The sequence below is a fragment of the Bacillus paralicheniformis genome (assembly GCF_001042485.2).
Classification (GTDB): Bacteria; Bacillota; Bacilli; order Bacillales; family Bacillaceae; genus Bacillus; species Bacillus paralicheniformis.
The window spans coordinates 92,527-114,456 of sequence record NZ_LBMN02000004.1; the positions used below are offsets into that span (position 1 = coordinate 92,527).

The following is a 21,930-nucleotide window of genomic DNA, read 5'->3' on the forward strand; positions in this document are numbered from 1 at the left end:
TAACACCGGTGAAGCCTTACCCCTGACGATTGACCGTGTGGATGAAGCGCATGAAAGCTTCGCGGTTTTTGAATACCCCGGCATCCTCAAGGGCTTTAACAAATTTCCGGCCAAGTTCTTTTCGTACAATTGATTCAGCATGCTTCGGCCCGGACGGCTCTCCGTATTCGGTTTTGAGCTGTTCGGCCCATTCCCGGTGATGCGCTTCAACGGCATCTGACTGACCGAGCAGGAATTCTTGGACACCTGCCAGTTCGGTCTTTAAGCGGGGAGGAAGAACGGCCAGGCCCATCACTTCGATTAAGCCGATATTTTCTTTCTTAATATGGTGAACGTCAGCATGCGGGTGGAATATGCCGTATGGATGCTCGGCAGATGTCCGGTTGTTTCTGAGCACAAGGTCGATTTCAAAAACACCGCTCACGTTTCTTGCAATAGGCGTAATCGTGTTATGAGGCGTTTCATCTGTAAAAGCCGTGATATCCGCTTGTTGATCCGAGTAGTTTTTCCAAGTCTGAAAAATATGATCCGCCGCATCGACAAGGCTGTTGATCGCCGTTCCTTTCAGGCGGATGACAGACATCGGCCATTTTAAAACAGAGGCTTCGATGTCCGGATGCTGTTTGATTTGAAAGGAGAACGCGTCTTCTGCGCGCGTCATCGCAAACTCATATCGTCCGGCTTGATAATGGTCATGGCTTAAAATAGACCCGCCGACGATCGGCAAATCGGCATTCGATCCGATAAAATAATGCGGAAACAGCTCTGTAAAAACAAGCAGCCTGTGAAAGGCAAGCTTATCAATTTTCATCGGCCGATGCTGCTCAGAAAATAAAATGCTGTGCTCGTTATAGTAAGCATATGGAGAATATTGAAAATACCAGTTTTCTCCGGCGAGCGGGACTTTAATAATCCTGTGGTTCGCCCGGGCGGGATACCCGATTCGTCCTGCATACCCTTCGTTTTCTTTGCACAGCAGGCACGTCGGATAGCTGCGTGCTCGTTTTGCAGCGGCGCGCTCCCGTTTGATTTGCTCAGGGTCTTTTTCCGGCTTTGACAAATTGATCGTAATATCCATAGTGCCGTAAGGTGTATCCGCCTGATACGAAATATTTCTTTCAATTCGTCTTGTCTGGATATAGTTGCTGTTTTTGCTGAGCTGATAAAAATAGGCGGTCGCCTCCAGCGGCGATTGCTCGTATTTTTGCTGAAACACGGCATTGATGACAGAAGGTCTTACAACAAAGCAATTCATCACATTTGCCGCCAGCATGTCTTTCGCGTCTGCGTCGTCGGTTATGACGCCGTGTTCAATTGCATAAGCGGCGAGTCTTTCCAAAAGGTCGGGGATGGAGTCGCCGGAAGCCGCAGGGGCTTCTTCGGGAAACGAGTCCAGACCCAGCAGGTTCATCACTTGGTTGCGTGCGTAGTTCACGTCATCCGGTTCGATTAACCCTGTTTCAAGCGCTTTTTGAATGAGTCCGGCTATGTCTTGTTCAATCATGTTGACACTTCCTTCCTGTACCCGTTTGGATGTGATGAATGCCACTTCCAGGCGTCTTCAATGATCTTTGCTACAGAAGTGCGCGAAGGCCTCCAGCCTAGGACCTGCTTTGCTTTGTCAGAGCCGGCAATCAGGATGCTCGGGTCGCCGGCTCTGCGCTTGCCGATCTCGGCGGGAATGTCTTTGCCGGTGACCTTTCTCGCCGCATCAATCATTTCTTTCACCGAAAATCCTTCGCTGCTGCCGAGGTTGAATATATCGCTTTTGCCGCCTTCTCTTAAATAGTCCAAAGCCGACAGATGAGCGTCAATCAGGTCTTCGACATGAACATAGTCGCGGATGCACGTGCCGTCGGGCGTATCATAGTCATCCCCAAAAATCGTAATATGCGGTCTTTGTCCGAGAGCGGTTTGCAGGATGATGGGGACCAGGTGTGTTTCCGGATGATGGTCTTCTCCGATCTCTCCCGTTTCCCTTGCTCCTGCGACATTAAAGTACCTGAGAGACACAAAGCTGACTCCATGGGCTTCTTCAGTCCGCTTCATGAGCTTCTCCATGATCAGTTTCGTTTCCCCGTAGGTGCTTGTCGGCCGCGTCGGCATGACTTCTGTGATCGGCACCGATTCAGGCTCTCCGTAGACGGCCGCCGTCGAGGAGAATACGATTTTTTTCACATCGTGCTCAAGCATCGTCTGAAGCAAAACCTGTGTCCCGGATACATTGTTGTCGTAGTATTTAAGCGGATCTTTCATTGATTCGCCGACAAGTGAACTGGCGGCGAAGTGGATCACTTCTTCAATACGTTCCTTTTTGAAAACAGTGCGGAGGAAGTCGCGATCGCGCACATCCCCTTCATAAAAGACTGCCTCAGGATGTACGGCCTGTCTTTGGCCGGTCTCAAGGTTGTCAACGACAACGACGGTTTCGCCCCTGTCCAATAATTGATACACGGCGTGTGAACCGATATAGCCGGCACCGCCCAAAACCAACACACTCATATCCATTCCCCTTTCTATATTTCTTTGGCGCCGTCGCCTATCGCCGCAGTATAAAATGCGGCATCATAGCCAACCGTTTCGCGGTAGACGGCATTCACGCGTTCTTTAAAGCTGTCTGTCCGGTCTTTTTCTACAATCGCAATCGCACAGCCGCCGAACCCGGCGCCGGTCATGCGTGCACCCAGGACGCCGTCTTGTTCCCAAGCCACCTGGACAATGGTATCAAGCTCCAGCCCTGTCACTTCATAATCATCCCTTAAAGACATATGAGATTCATTCATCAGCTTGCCGAACCCGGCGAGGTCGTCCCCGCGAAGTTTTTCCAGCGCTTTCAGCGTCCGGGCATTTTCGTACACCGCATGTCTGGCACGTTTTCGATTAATTTCATCTCGGATGAGGTGCTGATGAGCTTCAAATGCTTCCGCCGTCATTTCGCCCAGGCTTGCAATCGGTAACTCCTGCTGCAGATCGCGGAGCGCCTCTTCGCATTGGGCACGCCTTTCATTATATTTAGATCCGGCCAGCGTCCGCTGTTTGTTTGTATTGATGATGATCACATCGTGTTCCTTCAATACGAAGGGAGCGTATGTGTAATGAAGTGTTTGGCAGTCTAACAAAATCGCGTGATCCTTTTTCCCCATGCCGATCGCAAATTGGTCCATAATGCCGCTGCCTACGCCGATGTATTCGTTTTCGACTTTTTGTCCAAGCTTAACCATGGAGATCGTGTCTGTCTGCAAACCATAAAGCCCTTTTAAAAGAACGCCTGTCGCAAGTTCAATCGATGCGGAAGAAGAGAGGCCCGCCCCGTGCGGAATATTTCCGTAATACAAAATATCGGCGCCGTGAACGATTTGGTGGCCTGCTGCTTTCATCAAAAGGAACATTCCTTTCGGATAGTTGGCCCAGCCGTCAGACCGGTCAAAGGCTAAATCGCTCAAGCTGCATTCAATTATGCCTTTGTCAGGGAAGTTCTTTGAATAGAAACGGATCATTTGATCATCTCGTTTCACGCCAAGGGCATAGGTGCCAAATGAAATCGAAGCGGGGAAAACATGCCCTCCATTATAATCCGTGTGTTCGCCGATTAAGTTGATTCTTCCCGGAGCAAAAAAGGTTTGCGGTGTCTGTTCTGTCTTAAAAATAGAGCGAAAGTCGTTTGATAAAGCGGCTGCAGTATTCATATATCCTCCCATTCGTTTGACGTGCAGACTTAATAAATTAATTTAATTAAGTTTAACCCCAGTTTACTACGGGTTTTCAATTGGTGCAATAAAAAGTGTTTTTTCAAATGAAACGTTTTCATGTAAAATCCTTATTGGCGGGGATAGGGCAATCAGCACTTGACTTTTACAAAAATCAACGTTAAATTAGTAAAATATTTTACTAAAAAATATGAAAGATGTTCATGGAGGTTTTGCAATCGTGGCGACGATAAAAGATGTTGCAGAAAAGGCGGGGTATTCCATCTCGACGGTTTCCCGCGTATTAAATAACGACGAAAGCCTGTCCGTACCCGATGAGACGCGGGAGAAAATATTTGAAGTGGCGGAAAGCCTGAACTACCGCAAAAAAACGATCAGAACACTGGTAAAAAACATCGCGTTTCTGTACTGGCTGACGGATAAAGAGGAACTCGAAGACGTGTATTTTAAAACGATGAGGCTGGAAATCGAGAAGCTCGCAAAGCAATTCAACGTTGAACTGACGACGTATAAAATTTCGGGGGGTATTGACGCCATCCCCGAAAACATTGAAGGATTCATTGCGGTCGGATCATTTTCAGATGATGAATTAACCCGGTTAAGGCAGATGACGCCTCACGGAGTATTTATCGATTCGACGCCGGATCCGAATCATTTTGATTCAGTCAGGCCGGACTTAAAGCAGATGACGAGGAAAACGGTGGACTTTCTTATCGAAAAAGGGCATGAAAAGATCGGCTTTATCGGAGGCACGTACCACAATCCCAATACCGATGAAGACGAAATGGACGTAAGGGAACGAACGTTTCGCGATTATATGAGGGAAAAAGGGCTCTTGGAGGAAGGCTTTATTTTTTGCCGCAGGGGATTTTCTGTGGAAAACGGCTACCATCTGATGGATAAAGCGGTTGAAACATTGGGCGAAAAGCTGCCGACGGCCTTCTTTACAGCGGCGGATCCGATCGCCGTAGGCTGCCTTCAGGCTTTAAATGAAAAAGGGGTCGCCATCCCGGGCAGGGTGAGCGTCATCAGCATCAACAACATCAGTGTGGCGAAATACGTATCTCCGCCGCTGACGACATTCCATATCGATATTAAAGAACTTTGCAAAAACGCCATTGAATTGCTTCTTGAACAAATACTTGAAAAGAGAAAAGCTGTAAAAACGCTATATATCGGTGCAGAACTGGTGGTCAGGAAAAGCACCAATTAAAAAAAGGCGCGGGCTGTTCATAAGCCGCGCCTTTTTCGTAAAACATTTTACTATAGTCGGTAAAATAATTGTTTACACTTTTTCTTAGACATGCTATATTGTTTTTGTGAAACGCTTTCAATCCAATAAAAGGAATGAGACAAATGATGAATATGAAAAAATATGTTGGAATCAGCAGTGTGATTGCTCTCAGTTTGTCTTTAACTGCCTGCGGACCTAAAGAGAGCAGCAATGAAGCATCAGGCGCGAAGCAAAAGGAACTCGTGGTCTGGGAAGATAAAGAAAAAGGCGAAGGCATTAAAGATGCCGTTGCCCAGTTTGAAAAAGAGCACGGCGTATCTGTCAAAGTCGTGGAAAAGCCTTACGCAAAGCAGATCGAAGATTTGCGGATGGATGGACCGGCAGGAACGGGGCCTGATGTGTTAACGATGCCTGGAGATCAAATCGGAACAGCGGTAACGGAAGGTTTGATCAAGGAATTAAAGGTGGACAAAGAGATCCAATCGATCTATACGGAACCAGCAATGAGATCCCAGGTGACAAACGGTAAGGTCTACGGCCTGCCGAAAGCGGTCGAAACGACGATGCTCTACTATAATAAAGATTTGATTTCTGAAAAAGAACTGCCGAAAACGCTGGATGAATGGTATGAGTATTCGAAAAAAACGGCTGACGGCAAAAAATTCGGCTTCCTGGCGCTGTTTGACCAGATTTATTATGCACAGAGCGTCATGGGAGGATACGGCGGCTACATTTTTAAGAGCCATGCAGACGGCACTTATGATCCGGCTGATCTCGGCTTGAATAACAAAGGTGCAGTTGAAGGAGCCGAGTACATTCAGAAGTTTTATCAAGAAGGGCTGTTCCCTGCCGGAATTATTGGGGAGCAAGGCATCAATGTGCTGGAATCGCTGTTTACGGAAGGAAAAGCAGCAGCGATTATTTCTGGTCCGTGGAATCTGGAACCGTTCAAAAAAGCGGGCATCGACTACGGGGTTGCCAAGCTGCCTAAGCTGTCCAACGGCAAACATATGAGTTCTTTTGTCGGCGTGAAGAGCTACAATGTAAGCGCTTATTCGAAGAATGCCGATCTAGCGGAAGAATTAGCCGTCTTTCTCGCCAATAAAGAAAACTCAAAGAAGAGATATGAGATCACAAAAGAAGTTCCCGCTGTCAAAGAACTGGCGGATGATCCTGCCGTCACAAAAAGCGAAGCGGCTCAAGCTGTTGCCGAGCAATCTCAGTACTCAGAGTTGACGCCGAATATTCCTGAGATGAATGAAGTATGGACGCCGGCGGATGCGGCTCTGCAAACGATCGCAACCGGAAAAGCGGAACCGAAAAAAGCGCTTGATCAAGCCGCGGAAACGATACAAGGACAGATCAAAGCGAAGCACAGCGGCAGCAAATAAGCCGCAGCATTGGTGTCAAACTTGTCTTAAGTTTGGCGCCATTTATGATCAGGACGTCCATATAAAGAGGTGAAAGAGAAGGTGCAGCATCGCAAAAAAGCTTTACTATTATCAATCATTCCCGGTTTGGGGCAATTCTACAATAAACAATGGATAAAGGGTCTGTTATTCCTTCTTTTAGGCGTCTCGTTCTTTGCGGTTTTTGGCGATTTGCTGAATATGGGGCTGTGGGGCCTGTTTACGCTTGGAACCGAAGTGCCGCGCGATAACTCGATTTTTCTATTGGCAGAAGGCATCATCGCCGTGATTGTCACCGGTTTTGGGCTGGCTGTCTATTACGCCAATTTGCGGGATGCCTACCAAAACGGAAAGCGGCGCGATGAACAAAAGGAGCTCAGTTCACTCAAGGAACAATATCATAATTTAATGGCTCAGGGATATCCGTATCTCATCAGCGGACCATCACTGTTCATTTTGATTTTCGCCGTTGTTTTTCCGATTTTGTTCAGCTTTGCATTAGCTTTTACAAATTATAACCTCTACCATTCTCCGCCTGCCCACCTTGTCGATTGGGTAGGGCTTAAAACGTTTTCCGAAATTTTCACCGTTGATATTTGGCGGTCGACCTTTTTGGATGTTTTAGCTTGGACCATTGTCTGGACGCTTGTCGCTTCCACGCTCCAAGTCGGGTTGGGAATTTTGTTGGCGGTTGTCGTCAATCAGAAGGAAGTCCGCTTCAAGAGATTTTTCCGGACGATTCTGGTTTTGCCTTGGGCCGTGCCCGGCTTTGTTACCATTCTTGTGTTTGCCGGCCTCTTTAATGACAGCTTCGGTGCATTCAATCATCAAATCCTCGCCGCATTCGGCATCGATCCGATTCCTTGGATGACGAATGCCAATTGGACGAAGCTGGCGCTTATCCTCATGCAGGGGTGGCTCGGTTTTCCTTATGTGTTTATTGTGACGACCGGTGTTCTGCAGTCGATTCCGGACGACCTGTATGAAGCGGCGACAATTGACGGCGCGTCCGCGTTTTCGAAATTCAGGCATATCACAATGCCGCTGATTTTAATCGCAATGGCGCCGATTATCATCACGCAATTCACTTTTAACTTTAATAACTTCAACATTATCTATCTATTCAATGGAGGCGGTCCGGCTGTTCCCGGGTCAACAGCGGGAGGAACCGACATTCTGGTGTCCTGGATTTACAAATTGACGATGCAGTCGAGCCAGTACTCTTTAGCCGCCGCATTGACGATCCTGCTGTCGGTCTTTGTCATCTCGATCGCGCTGTGGCAGTTCAGACGGACAAATTCTTTCAAAGAGGGGGCTTAACATATGAAGAAAAGAAGATTCTTTCGGCTCCTTCTGACCTATTCTCTGTTGGTTTTTATGACAGCCGTTATCATATATCCTCTGCTTTGGACGGTGGGAGCCAGCTTTAATCCCGGCAACAGTTTGGTCAGTACTTCTATCATTCCGGCAAATCCGACATTGGATCACTATAGAGAATTATTTGCAGGAAAAGAGAGCCTTCAATACGGGCAATGGTATATAAACTCGCTTAAAATCAGCATCTTTACGATGATCGGATCAATCATCAGTGTTTCTTTTACAGCTTATGCTTTTTCACGGTTTCGTTTTAAAGGTAGAAAAAACGCTTTAGTTTTATTCATGCTGCTGCAAATGATTCCTCAATTTTCGGCTTTGGTTGCGCTCTTCGTTTTAGCGCAGATGCTCGGAATGATGAACAGCCATTGGCTGCTGATTTTGCTGTACATCGGCGGGCTTATACCGATGAACACGTATTTGATGAAGGGGTATATGGATTCCATTCCCATCGATTTGGATGAGAGCGCTAAGATTGACGGCGCTAGCAATACAAGGATTTTTCTGCAGATTATTATGCCGCTATCCAAACCGATGATCGCGGTCGTCGCCATGAACGGATTCACCGGACCGCTCGGGGATTTCGTTTTGTCTTCGACCATATTGCGGACGCCGGAGTCGTATACATTGCCGATCGGTTTATACAATTTAGTCAATGAAGTCATGGGAGCCAGCTATACGACGTTTGCCGCCGGCGCCATTTTGATCAGCATTCCGGTAGCCGTCATCTTTATCATGCTGCAAAAGAACTTTGTATCAGGGTTGACGGCAGGCGGAACGAAAGGATAGTCCGAGAAGAATATGGTCTAAAAAAGGAGAGTATTATGCCAAAAATTTACACGACACAAGCAAAATACATGCTTCACGGGGGAGACTACAATCCGGATCAATGGCTTGACCGTCCGGATATTCTTGCAGATGATATCAAGCTGATGAAGCTTGCCCATACGAATACATTTTCAGTGGGGATTTTTTCATGGAGCGCTCTTGAGCCGGAGGAAGGCGTCTATACGTTTGAATGGCTGGATGATATGTTTGAGAACATTCACCGGAACGGCGGACGGATTATAATGGCGACACCGAGCGGCGCCCGTCCTGCTTGGCTGTCGCAAAAATATCCGGAAGTGCTGCGCGTCAATGCGGAACGTGTCAAACAGCTGCATGGCGGAAGGCACAATCATTGCTTCACTTCATACGTATACCGTGAAAAAACGAGAAAGATCAACCGCTTGCTGGCTGAAAGGTACGGCAGCCATCCTGCCCTTTTGATGTGGCATGTCTCCAACGAATACGGAGGAGAATGCCATTGTCATCAATGCCAGCACGCTTTTAGAGACTGGCTGAAAAAGAAGTACAACAATGATCTTAAATCTTTGAATGATGCATGGTGGACGCCTTTTTGGAGCCATACCTTCAACGATTGGTCACAGATTGAATCGCCGTCTCCGATCGGTGAAAATGCGGTGCACGGCTTGAATTTGGACTGGCGCCGCTTCGTCACTGATCAGACGATCTCTTTCTTTCAAAATGAAATCGTTCCGTTGAAGGAAATCACGCCGAATATTCCGATTACGACCAACTTTATGGCTGACACGCATGATCTCATTCCATTTCAAGGGCTGGACTACAGCAAGTTTGCCAAGCATCTGGACGTGATCAGCTGGGACGCGTATCCCGCCTGGCACAATGATTGGGAAAGCACAGCTGATTTGGCCATGAAAGTCGGCTTTATCAATGATTTGTACCGCAGCCTGAAACAGCAGCCGTTTCTTTTAATGGAATCGACGCCAAGCGCTGTCAATTGGCACAATTTTAATAAAGCGAAACGGCCGGGGATGCATCTCTTGTCTTCTATGCAGATGATCGCCCACGGATCTGACAGCATTCTCTATTTTCAATGGCGGAAATCCCGCGGCTCATCGGAAAAATTTCACGGTGCGGTTGTCGGCCATGACAATTGTTCCGAGAACCGCGTATTTAAAGAAGTGGCAAAAGTGGGGCAAACCCTTGATGAACTGTCTGAAGTCGTCGGAACGACCCGGCCCGCGAATGTCGCGATCCTCTATGATTGGGAAACCCATTGGGCGCTCGAAGATGCACAAGGATTCGGGATGAAAACCAAGCGGTATCCCCAAACCTTGCACGAGCACTACCGCGCGTTTTGGGAGCGTGATATTCCAGTCGACGTGATTACGAAGGAACAGGATTTTTCGCCGTACCGGCTGCTGATCGTTCCGATGCTTTACTTAGCAAGTGAAGAAACAATCGCGCGTTTAAAAGCCTTTGCTGCAAACGGGGGCACATTGGTGATGACGTATATTAGCGGAATCGTCAACGAATCTGACCTGACCTATTTAGGCGGATGGCCGCAAGATCTGCAAGAGATGTTTGGCATGGAACCTGTTGAAACCGATACGCTCTATCCGGGCGACAAAAATAGGGTCCGTTATCAAAACCGGTCCTATGAGCTGAAAGATTATGCGACCGTGCTGAAGCTGGATACGGCAGATCCCGTGGGATTCTATGAGGACGATTTTTATGTGGACACGCCGGCTGTTACATGCCATTCATACAAACAGGGGAAGACGTACTATATCGGTGCGCGCTTAAGCAGTCAATTTCATCGGGATTTTTATGAAACATTGATCAAAGAGCTATCGATTCAACCGGCTTTTGATGTGAAACATCAGCCTGGCGTCTCCGTTCAAGTCAGACAGGATGAAGAAAATGATTATATTTTCATCATGAATTTCACAGAAAAACGCCAGCCCGTCGTGTTGGAGTCGGCCGTTAAAGATATGCTGACCGGAGAAACGCTGACCGGCGAAATCACATTGGAAAAATATGAAGCCAGAATAGCGGTAAAAACAAAAAAATAAGCCCGGGGGACATCCGCTTTAATGTGGGTGTTTCTCTTAAAAAAATGAAAGCGTTTTCGTTTTGGCGTGTGTCAATCATGAAAGGGGAGAAGCGAGATTCATGAAAAACGTGGTGGCTGTTTTTGTGGTGCTGATTGTTGTTTTGGGCGCACTTGGAACCGGCGGTCCGGCGGAAGCCGCCAGAGGTTCCAAGGCGGCAGAAAGCGGCCTTTTTGTCGAAAAGGTTTCAGGGCTTCACAAGGATTTTATAAAAGGGGTTGATGTTTCGAGTATCATCGCTTTGGAAGAGAGCGGCGTCGCCTTTTACAATGAATCCGGAAAGAAACAGGATATATTCAAAACGCTGAAAGAAGCAGGCGTCAATTATGTCCGGGTGCGCATCTGGAATGATCCCTATGATGCCAACGGCAATGGCTATGGAGGGGGCAATAATGATCTGAAAAAAGCGATTCAGATCGGAAAACGGGCCACTGCCAACGGAATGAAGCTGCTGGCGGATTTCCACTATTCCGATTTCTGGGCGGACCCGGCGAAACAGAAAGCGCCAAAAGCATGGGCAAACCTAAACTTTGAAGATAAAAAAACGGCGCTTTACCAATATACAAAACAAAGCCTTGAAGCGATGAAAGCAGCGGGCATCAACGTCGGCATGGTGCAGGTCGGAAACGAAACAAACGGGGGTCTTGCCGGTGAAACGGACTGGGCGAAGATGAGCCAATTATTCAATGCGGGGAGCCAAGCGGTCCGGGAGACGGATTCGAATATTTTAGTCGCCTTGCATTTTACCAATCCGGAGACGTCCGGCAGGTACGCTTGGATTGCCGAGACGCTTCACCGGCACCATGTCGACTATGATGTATTTGCAAGCTCGTATTATCCATTTTGGCATGGCACACTGAAGAATCTAACATCCGTCCTGACATCCGTCGCGGATACGTACGGCAAAAAGGTCATGGTAGCCGAGACATCTTATACGTATACGGCTGAAGACGGAGACGGACACGAAAATACAGCCCCTAAAAACGGTCAAACGCTCAATTACCCGGTCACCGTTCAAGGACAGGCGAACGCGGTCCGTGATGTGATTCAAGCGGTCAGCGATGTAGGAGAAGCCGGAATCGGCGTTTTCTATTGGGAACCGGCATGGATTCCAGTAGGACCGGCACGCCAGCTTGAGAAAAATAAAGCGCTTTGGGAGACATACGGATCAGGCTGGGCCACAAGCTATGCCGCTGAATACGACCCGGAAGACGCAGGAAAGTGGTTTGGCGGCAGCGCCGTAGACAATCAGGCATTGTTTGATTTTAAAGGACGTCCATTGCCGTCTCTGAATGTATTTAAGTATGTTGATACGGGAACACCATTCAAAAATTGACTTGCAGCCGATTTCTCGGATGAAGGCGAACGCCGTTTGCCGGAAAGCGGTTTAAAGCAGAATGAAAAAAGGCCGGATGATATCCGGCTTTTTTTCGTGAAAGGACAGTCAGAAAGCGTAATTAAAATGTTTTCATTCAATTGACAGAAAGATAGGGTCCGCTTAACCAGCGGTTACCGTTTGAAATGCATCTTCTACAGATACGTATTCATATCCAAGGTCGCGCGCGACGGCCTTGTAGGTAATGCTTCCGTTTGCAACGTTGACGCCGAGAGCGAGCGCCTGATTTTCGGCGACTGCTTGTTCAACGCCTTTATTTGCGATTTGCAAAGCGTAAGGCATAGTGACGTTTGTTAAGCCGATCGTTGAAGTACGGGGAACGGCTCCCGGCATATTGGCGACTGCATAATGGACAACGCCGTGCTTCGTATAAGTCGGATCGTCATGCGTAGTGATCTTATCAACCGTTTCAATAATGCCGCCCTGGTCAATCGCCACGTCTACAACAACTGAGCCTGGGGACATCGACTGAATCATCTCTTCTGTGACAAGTTTCGGCGCTTTTGCACCAGGGATTAAGACGGCGCCGATGACAAGGTCAGAGTCTTTTACGGCTTCCGCAATGTTGAGCGGGTTGGACATAAGCGTTTGAATGTCTTTGCCGAACTGGTCATCGAGCTGGCGGAGGCGCTCAGCGCTCAAATCGATCAAAGTGACGTCAGCGCCAAGTCCGACTGCGATTTTGGCAGCGTTCGTACCGACTACTCCGCCGCCGATGATCGTAACCTTGCCGCGTTTTACGCCGGGTACGCCTGATAACAGGATGCCTTTGCCGCCTTTTGATTTCTCAAGAAATTGCGCGCCGATCTGTGAAGCCATGCGTCCGGCGACTTCACTCATTGGAGTCAGGAGCGGAAGCGTCCGGTTCACTTCGACCGTTTCGTAGGCGATGGCTGTGACGCCGCTGTCCACAAGCGCTTTCGCAAGCTCAGGCTCAGCTGCTAAGTGCAGATACGTAAATAAAACAAGTCCTTTTCGGAAATAGCCGTATTCAGAGCTGATCGGCTCTTTCACCTTCATGACCATATCCGCTTTTGCCCATACATCCTTCGCTTCAACCAAAATGTCTGCCCCGGCTGCTTTGTAGTCAGCATCCTCAAAGCCGCTTCCAAGTCCGGCTCCCTGTTCGATTAAAACTTGATGACCGCTTTTTTTAAGCGCGACTACTCCGGCCGGCGTAATGGCTACACGGTTCTCATTGTTTTTAATTTCTTTCGGAATTCCAATGATCATGATGTCGTCCCCCTCAAATGAAATATGATTCTACCGCTAGTATAAATCTCTGAACCGGCAAGAGCATCGTGTGTAAAATTAAAAATGTAAGCGCTTTTTTGTGAAATTTAACAAATTGGTGAACGTTGAATGAAGTGAAAGGATTGATATGAGGAGTTATCTATTAAAATTTTTTTCTTTAAAAAATAGTTTTGTTAAAAAAACAAATGTAAGCGATTACATTTTGTGTCGTTTCACAAACATAACCATATTTCGTTGTGATAGAATATCTCTTGCAGCTATGAAAGCGTTATCTTTGTTGGGAGTGAGTCATATGGATATCTTAGAAATACTAGGCAAGATTAATAAGGTATTATGGGGGCCGCCCAGTTTAATTTTATTATTTGGGACAGGCTTATTTTTAACGTTTGTTTTAAAAGGACTGCAATTTCGCCGCCTGATCTATGCGTTTAAGATCGGATTTGGCAAGGAAGACAGCAAAGACGCAGCTGCCGAAGGGGATGTGAGCCATTTTAAAGCTTTAATGACAGCGCTCGCCGCCACGATCGGAAACGGAAATATCGCAGGTGTCGCGACGGCATTGACACTCGGCGGACCGGGTTCGATCTTCTGGATGTGGGTTGTCGGGCTGTTGGGCATGGCAACGAAATACGCGGAAGCCTTGCTTGCTGTTAAATTCCGCGTAAAAAATGAAAAAGGGGAATATTCAAGCGGGCCGATGTATTATATCGAACGCGGACTCGGACGCAGATTTAAAGGACTCGCCATCGCTTTTGCGCTGTTTGGAGCTTTTGCCGCTTTGGGGATAGGCAACAGCGTCCAATCCAATACGATTGCCGATATTACAAAGAACAGCTTCGGTATCGAAAACTGGGTGACAGGGCTGATTCTCGTCATTCTTGTCAGCATCATCATCTTCGGCGGCATCCAGCGGATCAGCACGGTTGCCAGCTTCTTTGTGCCGATCATGGCTTTTCTTTATATGGGCGGGGCGATCTTGATTCTGATTTTGAATTATGACAAGATTATTCCGGCTTTTGAGCTGATTTTCTATTATGCTTTCCACCCTGTGGCAGCAGCCGGCGGTTTCCTTGGAATTGCCGTATCTGAAGCCGTTCGGAACGGGGTGTCCCGCGGCATTTTTTCAAACGAAGCAGGCCTTGGGACGGCTGCGCTAATCGCCGGAAATGCGCGTGCAGATCATCCGGTAAAACAGGCGCTCGTCGCAATGACCGGGACATTTATCGTTACGATCGTGGTGTGTACGATGACCGGTTTAACCCTTATTATTACCGGTTTCTGGGATCCGTCTGGCGGCTTGATATCCGGCGTGGCCCATAATGCCAGCCTTGAAGGCGGGGCATTGACGAGCGCGGCATTTGCCTCAGTACTCGGCGCGGCAGGCGAATATATTGTGTCGCTGTCGGTGATTTTCTTTGGGTTCTCTACAATTGTCGGCTGGTATGTTTACGGAGAAAAATGCTTCGAGTATTTGGCCGGTTCCAAAGGAATTGCGGGCTACAGGCTGGTCTACATCCTCGCCTGCGGCATCGGGACGGTCGCCAACCTCGTCACCGTCTGGGCATTTGCCGATATGGCGAATGCGCTGATGATGATTCCAAACCTGATCGCCATCCTGCTGCTTTGGAAAGTTATCAAAGCAGAGACAAATGATTATTTTCATCACTTCTATGAACATACCAAATCGGCGGGTCCGCCAAGTAAACCAATTCATTAATCAATTGAAAGCTCTGCCTTCCAGGCAGAGCTTTTTCTTTGTTTACAATCATACAAGATCTCAAATTTTGACGAAAAATGTCGATACTATGAAATGAAGAAGATCTTTAATTTGAAAATTGCATTTTATCATTGATGACATAAAGGAGAAAGGATCACCATCATGAAAGTAAAAACAAAACTGCTGGGAATTATATCAATTTTAGTCGTTTCCATTATTGGAATCGGAGGTTCCTCTGTTTTTATGATTTCTTCTACGGTGAAAAAGAATGAAGAACTTAAGGACAAGATGGAATTTCAAAAAGAGATTAAGCATATTCAATATCGTCTGACCGGTTTGTCGAATGACGAAAGAGGCCTTATTATGACCGGAGATAATGAATACAGTGAAGGAATGAAGGACAAGGCCGACGATGTTTTAAAGAGTCTTGACCGCGCAGGAAAACTGATCCGGGAAGACACATACAAAGCGAACGTCGAAGAAATTAAAGAAAATTTTAAGGCTTATTGGGGTTTAAATCAACAAGTTATACAGTCTTACGCTTCAAGCTCTAAAAAAGCTGAATCGATTCATTTCGGAGAGGAAAGAACATTAAGAAAAGAAGTCCTCGATCCGTCTGTCAACCAGCTGGTCGAAAGCCTGGAACAAGAGGTGGAAGATCTGAAAGCAGAGATCAGCGCCAACGGGACGATGAGCGAATGGGTCATCATCACTGTCACAGCAGTATCAGCCATAGTTGGAATTGTCTTGAGTCTGCTGCTCTTGAAGTCTATTCTGGTACCGTTGAGAAGCCTGAATCAGCAGCTTGGGGACATCGCTCACGGTGAGGCGGACTTAACCAAGAAAGTGATCGTCAAAAATAAAGACGAGTTCGGCCAGCTTGCAAATTCTTTCAATGCTTTTGTTCAGTCGCTGACGCAAATTGTGAAGCAGATCAGCAGTTCGTCTGAGCAAGTCGCCGCATCCTCTGAACAGTTGTCGGCAAGCGCGGAGGAATCGAAATCGACCTCCGAACTGATTTCGGAAGAGATGCAGGCGATTGCTGACAGCAATATGACGCAAAGCGAAATGACAGAACAGAGCTCGGAATCGATTCATGAATTGCTGGACCGTTTATCATCCGTTGCCTCCAATACAGGCAGCATAGCGGATCTGTCGTCTTCGATGAGAGACAAAGCCGAAATCGGCTCCGAATCCGTTCATAAAATGCTCGAGCAAATGAACTTCATTGATAAATCCGTCGACTCAGCCGGCAGCGGCCTCGAGGCGCTCGTGTCCAGCACGGCGGAAATCAGCAACATTTCTTCGCTTATCACCGATATTTCGGAGCAGACGAATTTGCTGGCGCTAAACGCGGCAATTGAAGCAGCAAGAGCGGGAGAACAAGGAAAAGGGTTTGCCGTCGTGGCGGAAGAGGTCCGGAAATTGGCGGACGAAACGAATAAATCGGCGAACCATATTCAATCGTTAGTCACAACGATCCAAAATGAATCGGTAGAAACGGTGAATAATATTAAAGTCGTTCAAGAAAATGTCAGCTCCGGAATCGCTCTGTCCCAGGAGACAACCGGCAATTTCAACGAAATTTTGAACTTGGTGGAACAGGTTGCTTCTCAAATCCAAGAAGTCGCAGCTTCTACTCAGCAGCTGACATCAGGTGTCGAAATGGTTCAAAACACCATTCAAACATTAGCTTCCGGATCACAGGAAACGTCGGCTGGCACAAAAGCGGTTGCTTCCTCAACTCAGGAGCAGCTGGCTTCGATGGAAGAAATCTCTTATGCAGCAGAATCGCTGTCTCAATTGGCTGAAGAACTTCAAACCGTCATCAATCGATTTAAATATTAAGCAGAAAACCCCATCAGGCGATGGGGTTTTAATTGGTTTTCATGGCGGCTATAGCGCCCTCGGGGATTTCCTCTTCGTGTACTTCAGTCAAGCTTCCGGCTTTCGTTCCGTACGCCCATACTTTGATGAAAGCGCCGGGACGCAGTTTTTCGTCCGCCTCTGCTTCAATCTGCTGTTTGTGTCCGCTCGCGTCATATCCGGTTAATGTGTAGTTGTACTTTCCGTTATTCAGCTTTTCTGCATGATCTTCGGCTTTGAGATAATAAGCCTCAGGCTTTCCCTGGCCTTGTATGAAATGATCGGCCAGCGGCACAAGGCCCCCTGTCGCTTTCTGCAGGATAAAAACACCGGCAATAAAAACGCCGGCAACGGCGATCAGAACCGCGGCAATCAGGCCGCCTGCCCGTGTCTTCATATACCTTCTCCTCTTTCATTCAGTTTGTGAATGGTATTATTTTATAAAAAAGGCGCAAGGAGAAGAAATTGATTCATATTACAGTACAATTACATGATTGTAAGGTAGGACGAATCGCGGCGGCTTTTGTTTATCAGACAGCTTCGTGTCATAATATATCCAAACAAAAGGAGAGACCGAGATGCAAAAAGTGATGATTGTAGAAGACGACCCGAAGATTGCCGATCTGTTAAAATCGCATATTGTCAAATATGGATACAACGTTCATGTCGTGAAAGACTTTGACCGTGTCATCGATGAGTTCAGAAGCACGGCGCCTGATCTTGTTCTGCTTGATATTAATTTGCCGAGCTTTGACGGCTATTACTGGTGCCGGCAAATCCGCCAGGAATCGATTTGCCCTGTCTTGTTTATTTCGGCGCGGACGGGCGAAATGGATCAGGTCATGGCATTGGAAAACGGCGGGGATGACTTTATCACCAAGCCGTTTCACGCCGAAATCGTGATGGCAAAAATACGCAGCCAGCTTCGCAGAGCTTACGGGGAGTATGCAGCAAAAGCGGAGGAACGGCTTCTCGAAAAAGAAGGACTGCGGCTGTATCCGGAAAGACTTGAACTGACATTCGGCGGTCAAACGGCTGCTTTGACGAAAAAAGAAGCCGATATTATCGAAAGCTTAATGGAACGCCACCCGAGGATTTCCGGCCGGGAAGATTTGCTGGCCAAACTGTGGGATGATCAGGCCTATGTGGATGAAAACACGCTTAATGTCAACATTACACGCGTCAGAAAAAAGTTTCAGGAGCTCGGAATTGAAGATGCGGTGGAAACAGTGCGGGGCGCAGGCTACCGCTTGAATATATCCTGGGTGAAGGCGGGAGAGGAATGAAGCTTTTTTTCAAAGAACACTATTTGTTGATTGCCGTGCAAGTGCTGCAGTTTATCACGATGCTGTCGGTGTACTGGCTTGATGGGTATCAGCACATCAGGCCGGCTTTTTATGCCGTTTTTCTCGGCTTTTTCTTTCTTGTCTGCTATCTTTTCTACCATTACTATACGCGCCGGAAGTTCTACAAACGGATGACGAGCGGGCTGGAATCATTGGATGACACCTTCAGGCAATCGAATCAGCCCCAATCCCCTCTTTCAGAAGCGCTTGAACAGCTGCTGAAAAGCCAGTACAGGCAATACCGTCAAGAATTAAAGAAGCTGGAGCTTGGACAAAAAGAGCATTTGACCTTCATGGATCAATGGGTGCACCAAATGAAGACGCCGCTGTCGGTCATCGAACTGACGGCTCAAAATTTGGATGAACCGGAATCATCAAGCATCCGCGAGGAGACCGAACGGATGAAAACGGGCCTCAATACGATTCTCTATATGGCCAGATTGCGGACGATCGAGCAGGATTTCCGGATAAAACCGGTCGCATTGGCGGATATCGTTCACGAGGTCAATCGTGAAAACAAGCGCTTCTATATTCGCAGTCAAGTTTATCCTAAGTTCAAGGAAGTCAAAAAAGGCATCACAGTCGAAACAGATGAAAAGTGGCTGTTTTTCATCATTTCCCAATTTGTCAACAATGCGGTCAAATACTCAGCGGGAAAAAGCAATACGGTTATTATTTCTATTGGTGAAAACGATTCGGAGGCGGTATTGGAAGTGACAGATTTCGGCGCCGGCATCCCGGATACAGATCAAAAGCGGGTATTCGACCCGTTTTTCACAGGAGAAAACGGACGCCGTTTCAGAGAATCAACCGGAATGGGTCTCTATTTGGCAAAAGCGGCGGCTGACCAGCTTGGACACCGAATCGAACTTGACTCACAAGAAGGGCAAGGCACGACAATCCGGCTGATTTTCACGGCTACACAAAACCTTACATCGATGTAATGAAAGTGAAAGAAGAATCGATAGTTCATCAACAAGAAATTTAGGTAAACTGATCACAGATCAAAAGTTAAAGGTGAAAGGGGATCTTGTGATGCTTCAGGTCAAACAAGCCAGTAAGATTTACGAAGGAAAAATTGCGTATCGCGCGTTAACGGATATTAACCTAACGATTGATAAAGGTGAATTCGTCGGCATCATGGGGCCGTCCGGAAGCGGAAAAACGACCCTATTAAATATGATTGCAACGATCGATGAACCGACGACGGGCGAAATATTGATCAGCGGCCAAAACCCGCATGTTCTCAAAAAAGAAAAATTGGCTAAATTTCGCCGCAGAGAGCTGGGATTTGTGTTTCAGGACTTTAATCTTCTGCCGACATTAACCGTTGAAGAAAATATCGTACTTCCTTTGACGCTTGACGGTGAAAAGGTCAGGGAAATGAAGCGGAGGGCAAACGATTTAGCTGAAAAGCTTGGAATTACCCACATTATGAAAAAGCGCACATATGAGATTTCGGGCGGTCAGGCCCAGCGCGCCGCTGTAGCGAGAGCGATGATTCATTCGCCGAAGCTTCTGCTTGCCGATGAGCCGACAGGCAACCTTGATTCAAAGTCATCCAAAGATGTGATGGAAATGCTTGAATCGATCAACCGCAACGAAAAAGCGACCATGATGCTTGTCACGCATGACCCTCAGGCGGCAAGCTATTGCAACCGGGTCGTCTTTATTAAGGATGGAAAGCTGTATTCGGAGATCAACCGCGGCGATAACCGCCAAGCGTTTTTCCAAAAGATTCTCGATACACTGTCCTTGTTGGGAGGGGATGCAAATGACCTTTCGTCAGTTCGCGTTTAACAACGTCATTCGCAACAAAAGGCTGTATGCCGCTTATTTTCTCAGCAGCATGTTTACAGTGATGGTTTTTTTCGCATTCGCGATCTTTGCTTTCCACCCGGTGATGACAAGTGATTCTTTGACCTCCGGCATCGGGCAGCATGTTTCCATTGGCCTGTTAGTCTCCAGCGGCATTATCTTTGTCTTTTCTTTCTTCTTTGTTCTGTACTCAATGAGTTCGTTTCTTCAATCGAGAAAAAAGGAATTCGGCGTTTTAATGATCCAAGGGATGTCTATGCGCCAAATTCGCATGATGGTATTTCTTGAAAATATGCTGATTGGGCTTTTTGCGACAATCGGCGGGATTGTGCTCGGACTTGTCTTCGCCAAATTGATACTGCTCACAGCGGAAAATGTGCTGATTATTGATAACAAGCTCGATTTTTATTTTCCGTTGATGGCGATCATTGTGACGTTTATTTCTTTTAACGGCCTGTTCTTATTTATTTCTTTTCTTGTGTCATTTGTGCTCAGGAGCGAGAAGCTGATTGTTCTGCTAAAAGGAAACAAAATCTCCAAAGGGGAGCCGAAAGCATCTGCCTTGCTTACAGTGGTTGCAGCTGTTCTGCTTACCGGAGGCTATTACACCGCTTTGATTGTCAAGAAAATAGGCGTTCTTGTGGCGATGGTTCCGGTGACGATTGTTGTCATTATCGGCACATATCTGCTGTTTACGCAGCTGAGTGTTTATGTGATCCGCAGGCTCAAAAAACGGGAAAGCCTGTTTTGGCGGAAAACGAATATGATTTTGTTTTCTGATCTGTCTTACCGGATGAAAGACAATGCGCGGACGTTTTTTATGGTGGCCATTATCTCTACTGTCGCGTTCAGTGCGATTGGGACGCTGTATGGTTTCCAAACTCTGCTGACAAACGGAATTAAAGATATGAACCCGCATACGTTCTCGTATAAACCGCCGAAAACAAACAAAGACACCGAACAAGACGTGGCTTTCATCAACGACACGCTAAAAGAACGAAATATCAAAACAGACAAAGCATCAGCTGTCCTTCAATATTTCGATGTCGATGGCCATGACATGCTGATTGTGAAAGAATCTGACTATAACAAGTTTGCCGATCTGGTCGGGGCCGACCACGTCAAGCTTGAAGAAGGGAAAGCCGCAGCTGCCGAGTATGATGTCAAGGTTGGCCTAGAGGGAGAAGACGACCAGCCGCTCCCTTCATCAATCCCTCTTGCAACTGGACAAAAGCTGCAGGCTGACAAAACGGTCCGTTCAAAAGCGTTATCTGAAAACAGTTATTATATTGTGACAGACAAAGATTTCGCACAGTTGAAAAAACCGAAAAGCGAAAACCGGTTTTATGCCTGGCAGGCAAAAGAATCTGACGGCATGGCTTTAGTGAAAGCCGGGGAGGTTCTGCAAAAGAAACTGGATCGGATTTATTTCGCGGCTGTAGATTATGAGGTATATGATATAAGCAAAGGGTATGGCCCGGTATTATTTGTTGGACTGTTTATCGGAATCGTCTTCTTCGTTTCAGCAGGAAGTTTTCTCTACTTCCGCTTGTACACTGATTTGGACGATGATAAGCAGAAATTCAAATCGATTGCCAAAATGGGCTTAACAGACCGGGAACTGCATAAAGTGCTGAACAGGCAGATCGGCATTCTGTTCTTCGCGCCTATCGCTGTTGCCCTTGTCCATGGAGCTGTGGCGCTGACCGCTTTATCGCATGCCTTTCAGTACAACCTCTTCAAGGAATCTGCAATGGTGCTCGGCGTGTTCTTCGCCATCCAGGTTATATATTACTTCATTGTCCGCTTCTACTATACAAAACAGATAAAAGCGGCGATTTAAAAAAGATTAGACTGCGTCTAACCGAAGCTTGTAGAGAAACCTGTGTTT

The 21,930-nt window shown here is 47.1% G+C and carries 17 protein-coding genes; 12 read left to right on the forward strand and 5 right to left on the reverse strand.

Annotation, left to right across the window (positions count from 1 at the left end; genetic code table 11):
* Positions 1 to 16: 16 nt before the first annotated feature.
* The 3 genes from galT to ACH97_RS02865 are packed head-to-tail and all read right to left on the reverse strand — an operon-like array spanning position 17 to position 3,686.
* Positions 17 to 1,504 carry a UDP-glucose--hexose-1-phosphate uridylyltransferase gene (gene galT, locus ACH97_RS02855; RefSeq protein ID WP_020453580.1) on the reverse strand — a complete coding sequence of 496 codons (1,488 nt, stop codon included), beginning with the start codon at positions 1,502 to 1,504 and terminating at the stop codon, positions 17 to 19.
* Entirely contained in the window at positions 1,501 to 2,502 is a 1,002-nt protein-coding gene (gene galE / locus ACH97_RS02860) for a UDP-glucose 4-epimerase GalE (protein WP_020453579.1), read from the reverse strand. Before galE ends, galT begins: the two co-directional genes overlap by 4 nt.
* 14 nt (positions 2,503 to 2,516) lie before the next feature.
* A complete protein-coding gene (locus ACH97_RS02865; protein ID WP_020453578.1) occupies positions 2,517 to 3,686 on the reverse strand; it encodes a galactokinase in 1,170 nt (389 codons plus the stop codon).
* A 241-nt stretch (positions 3,687 to 3,927) separates the two neighbouring features.
* Here ACH97_RS02865 and ACH97_RS02870 point away from each other — a divergent pair, with 241 nt between their 5' ends.
* The 6 genes from ACH97_RS02870 to ganB all read left to right on the forward strand — a co-directional run bounded on the left by ACH97_RS02870 (position 3,928) and on the right by ganB (position 11,978).
* Positions 3,928 to 4,920 carry a LacI family DNA-binding transcriptional regulator gene (locus tag ACH97_RS02870; RefSeq protein WP_020453577.1) on the forward strand — a complete coding sequence of 331 codons (993 nt, stop codon included), beginning with the start codon at positions 3,928 to 3,930 and terminating at the stop codon, positions 4,918 to 4,920.
* Between the two features lie 143 nt (positions 4,921 to 5,063).
* Positions 5,064 to 6,332 carry a galactooligosaccharide ABC transporter substrate-binding protein GanS gene (gene ganS, locus ACH97_RS02875; protein ID WP_020453576.1) on the forward strand — a complete coding sequence of 423 codons (1,269 nt, stop codon included), beginning with the start codon at positions 5,064 to 5,066 and terminating at the stop codon, positions 6,330 to 6,332.
* Between the two features lie 81 nt (positions 6,333 to 6,413).
* Positions 6,414 to 7,670, forward strand: coding sequence for a galactooligosaccharide ABC transporter permease GanP (ganP, locus tag ACH97_RS02880; RefSeq protein ID WP_020453575.1), 1,257 nt, complete (start codon positions 6,414 to 6,416; stop codon positions 7,668 to 7,670).
* 3 nt (positions 7,671 to 7,673) lie between these two features.
* Positions 7,674 to 8,513, forward strand: coding sequence for a galactooligosaccharide ABC transporter permease GanQ (ganQ, locus tag ACH97_RS02885; protein ID WP_020453574.1), 840 nt, complete (start codon positions 7,674 to 7,676; stop codon positions 8,511 to 8,513).
* Positions 8,514 to 8,548: 35 nt separating this feature from the next.
* Complete coding sequence (locus ACH97_RS02890) at positions 8,549 to 10,603, forward strand: beta-galactosidase (protein ID WP_020453573.1); 2,055 nt, start codon at positions 8,549 to 8,551, stop codon at positions 10,601 to 10,603.
* A 100-nt stretch (positions 10,604 to 10,703) separates the two neighbouring features.
* On the forward strand, positions 10,704 to 11,978 hold the full coding sequence (ganB, locus tag ACH97_RS02895) for an arabinogalactan endo-beta-1,4-galactanase (RefSeq protein WP_025810526.1): 1,275 nt from the start codon (positions 10,704 to 10,706) through the stop codon (positions 11,976 to 11,978).
* Positions 11,979 to 12,140: 162 nt separating this feature from the next.
* Here the strand turns inward: ganB and ald are convergent, their stop codons facing one another.
* Positions 12,141 to 13,271 carry an alanine dehydrogenase gene (gene ald, locus ACH97_RS02900; RefSeq protein WP_020453571.1) on the reverse strand — a complete coding sequence of 377 codons (1,131 nt, stop codon included), beginning with the start codon at positions 13,269 to 13,271 and terminating at the stop codon, positions 12,141 to 12,143.
* A gap of 313 nt (positions 13,272 to 13,584) precedes the next feature.
* On the opposite strand from ald, the gene ACH97_RS02905 reads away from it, so the two are divergent.
* Entirely contained in the window at positions 13,585 to 15,009 is a 1,425-nt protein-coding gene (locus tag ACH97_RS02905; protein ID WP_020453570.1) for an alanine/glycine:cation symporter family protein, read from the forward strand.
* 162 nt (positions 15,010 to 15,171) lie between these two features.
* Positions 15,172 to 16,857 carry a methyl-accepting chemotaxis protein gene (locus ACH97_RS02910; RefSeq protein WP_020453569.1) on the forward strand — a complete coding sequence of 562 codons (1,686 nt, stop codon included), beginning with the start codon at positions 15,172 to 15,174 and terminating at the stop codon, positions 16,855 to 16,857.
* A 28-nt stretch (positions 16,858 to 16,885) separates the two neighbouring features.
* On the opposite strand, the gene ACH97_RS02915 is transcribed toward ACH97_RS02910, so the two are convergent.
* The gene (locus ACH97_RS02915; RefSeq protein ID WP_020453568.1) at positions 16,886 to 17,272 is read right to left on the reverse strand and encodes a YxeA family protein; all 387 of its coding nucleotides are present in this window, start codon (positions 17,270 to 17,272) and stop codon (positions 16,886 to 16,888) included.
* A gap of 181 nt (positions 17,273 to 17,453) precedes the next feature.
* Between ACH97_RS02915 and ACH97_RS02920 the strand changes: the two genes are divergently transcribed.
* The 4 genes from ACH97_RS02920 to ACH97_RS02935 all read left to right on the forward strand — a co-directional run bounded on the left by ACH97_RS02920 (position 17,454) and on the right by ACH97_RS02935 (position 21,882).
* The gene (locus ACH97_RS02920) at positions 17,454 to 18,161 is read left to right on the forward strand and encodes a response regulator transcription factor (RefSeq protein WP_020453567.1); all 708 of its coding nucleotides are present in this window, start codon (positions 17,454 to 17,456) and stop codon (positions 18,159 to 18,161) included.
* Positions 18,158 to 19,165, forward strand: coding sequence for a sensor histidine kinase (locus ACH97_RS02925; RefSeq protein WP_020453566.1), 1,008 nt, complete (start codon positions 18,158 to 18,160; stop codon positions 19,163 to 19,165). Before ACH97_RS02920 ends, ACH97_RS02925 begins: the two co-directional genes overlap by 4 nt.
* Before the next feature lie 91 nt (positions 19,166 to 19,256).
* Entirely contained in the window at positions 19,257 to 20,021 is a 765-nt protein-coding gene (locus tag ACH97_RS02930; RefSeq protein WP_020453565.1) for an ABC transporter ATP-binding protein, read from the forward strand.
* Positions 19,996 to 21,882, forward strand: coding sequence for an FtsX-like permease family protein (locus tag ACH97_RS02935; RefSeq protein ID WP_020453564.1), 1,887 nt, complete (start codon positions 19,996 to 19,998; stop codon positions 21,880 to 21,882). The genes ACH97_RS02930 and ACH97_RS02935 overlap by 26 nt, the downstream gene beginning before the upstream one ends.
* Positions 21,883 to 21,930: the final 48 nt, after the last annotated feature.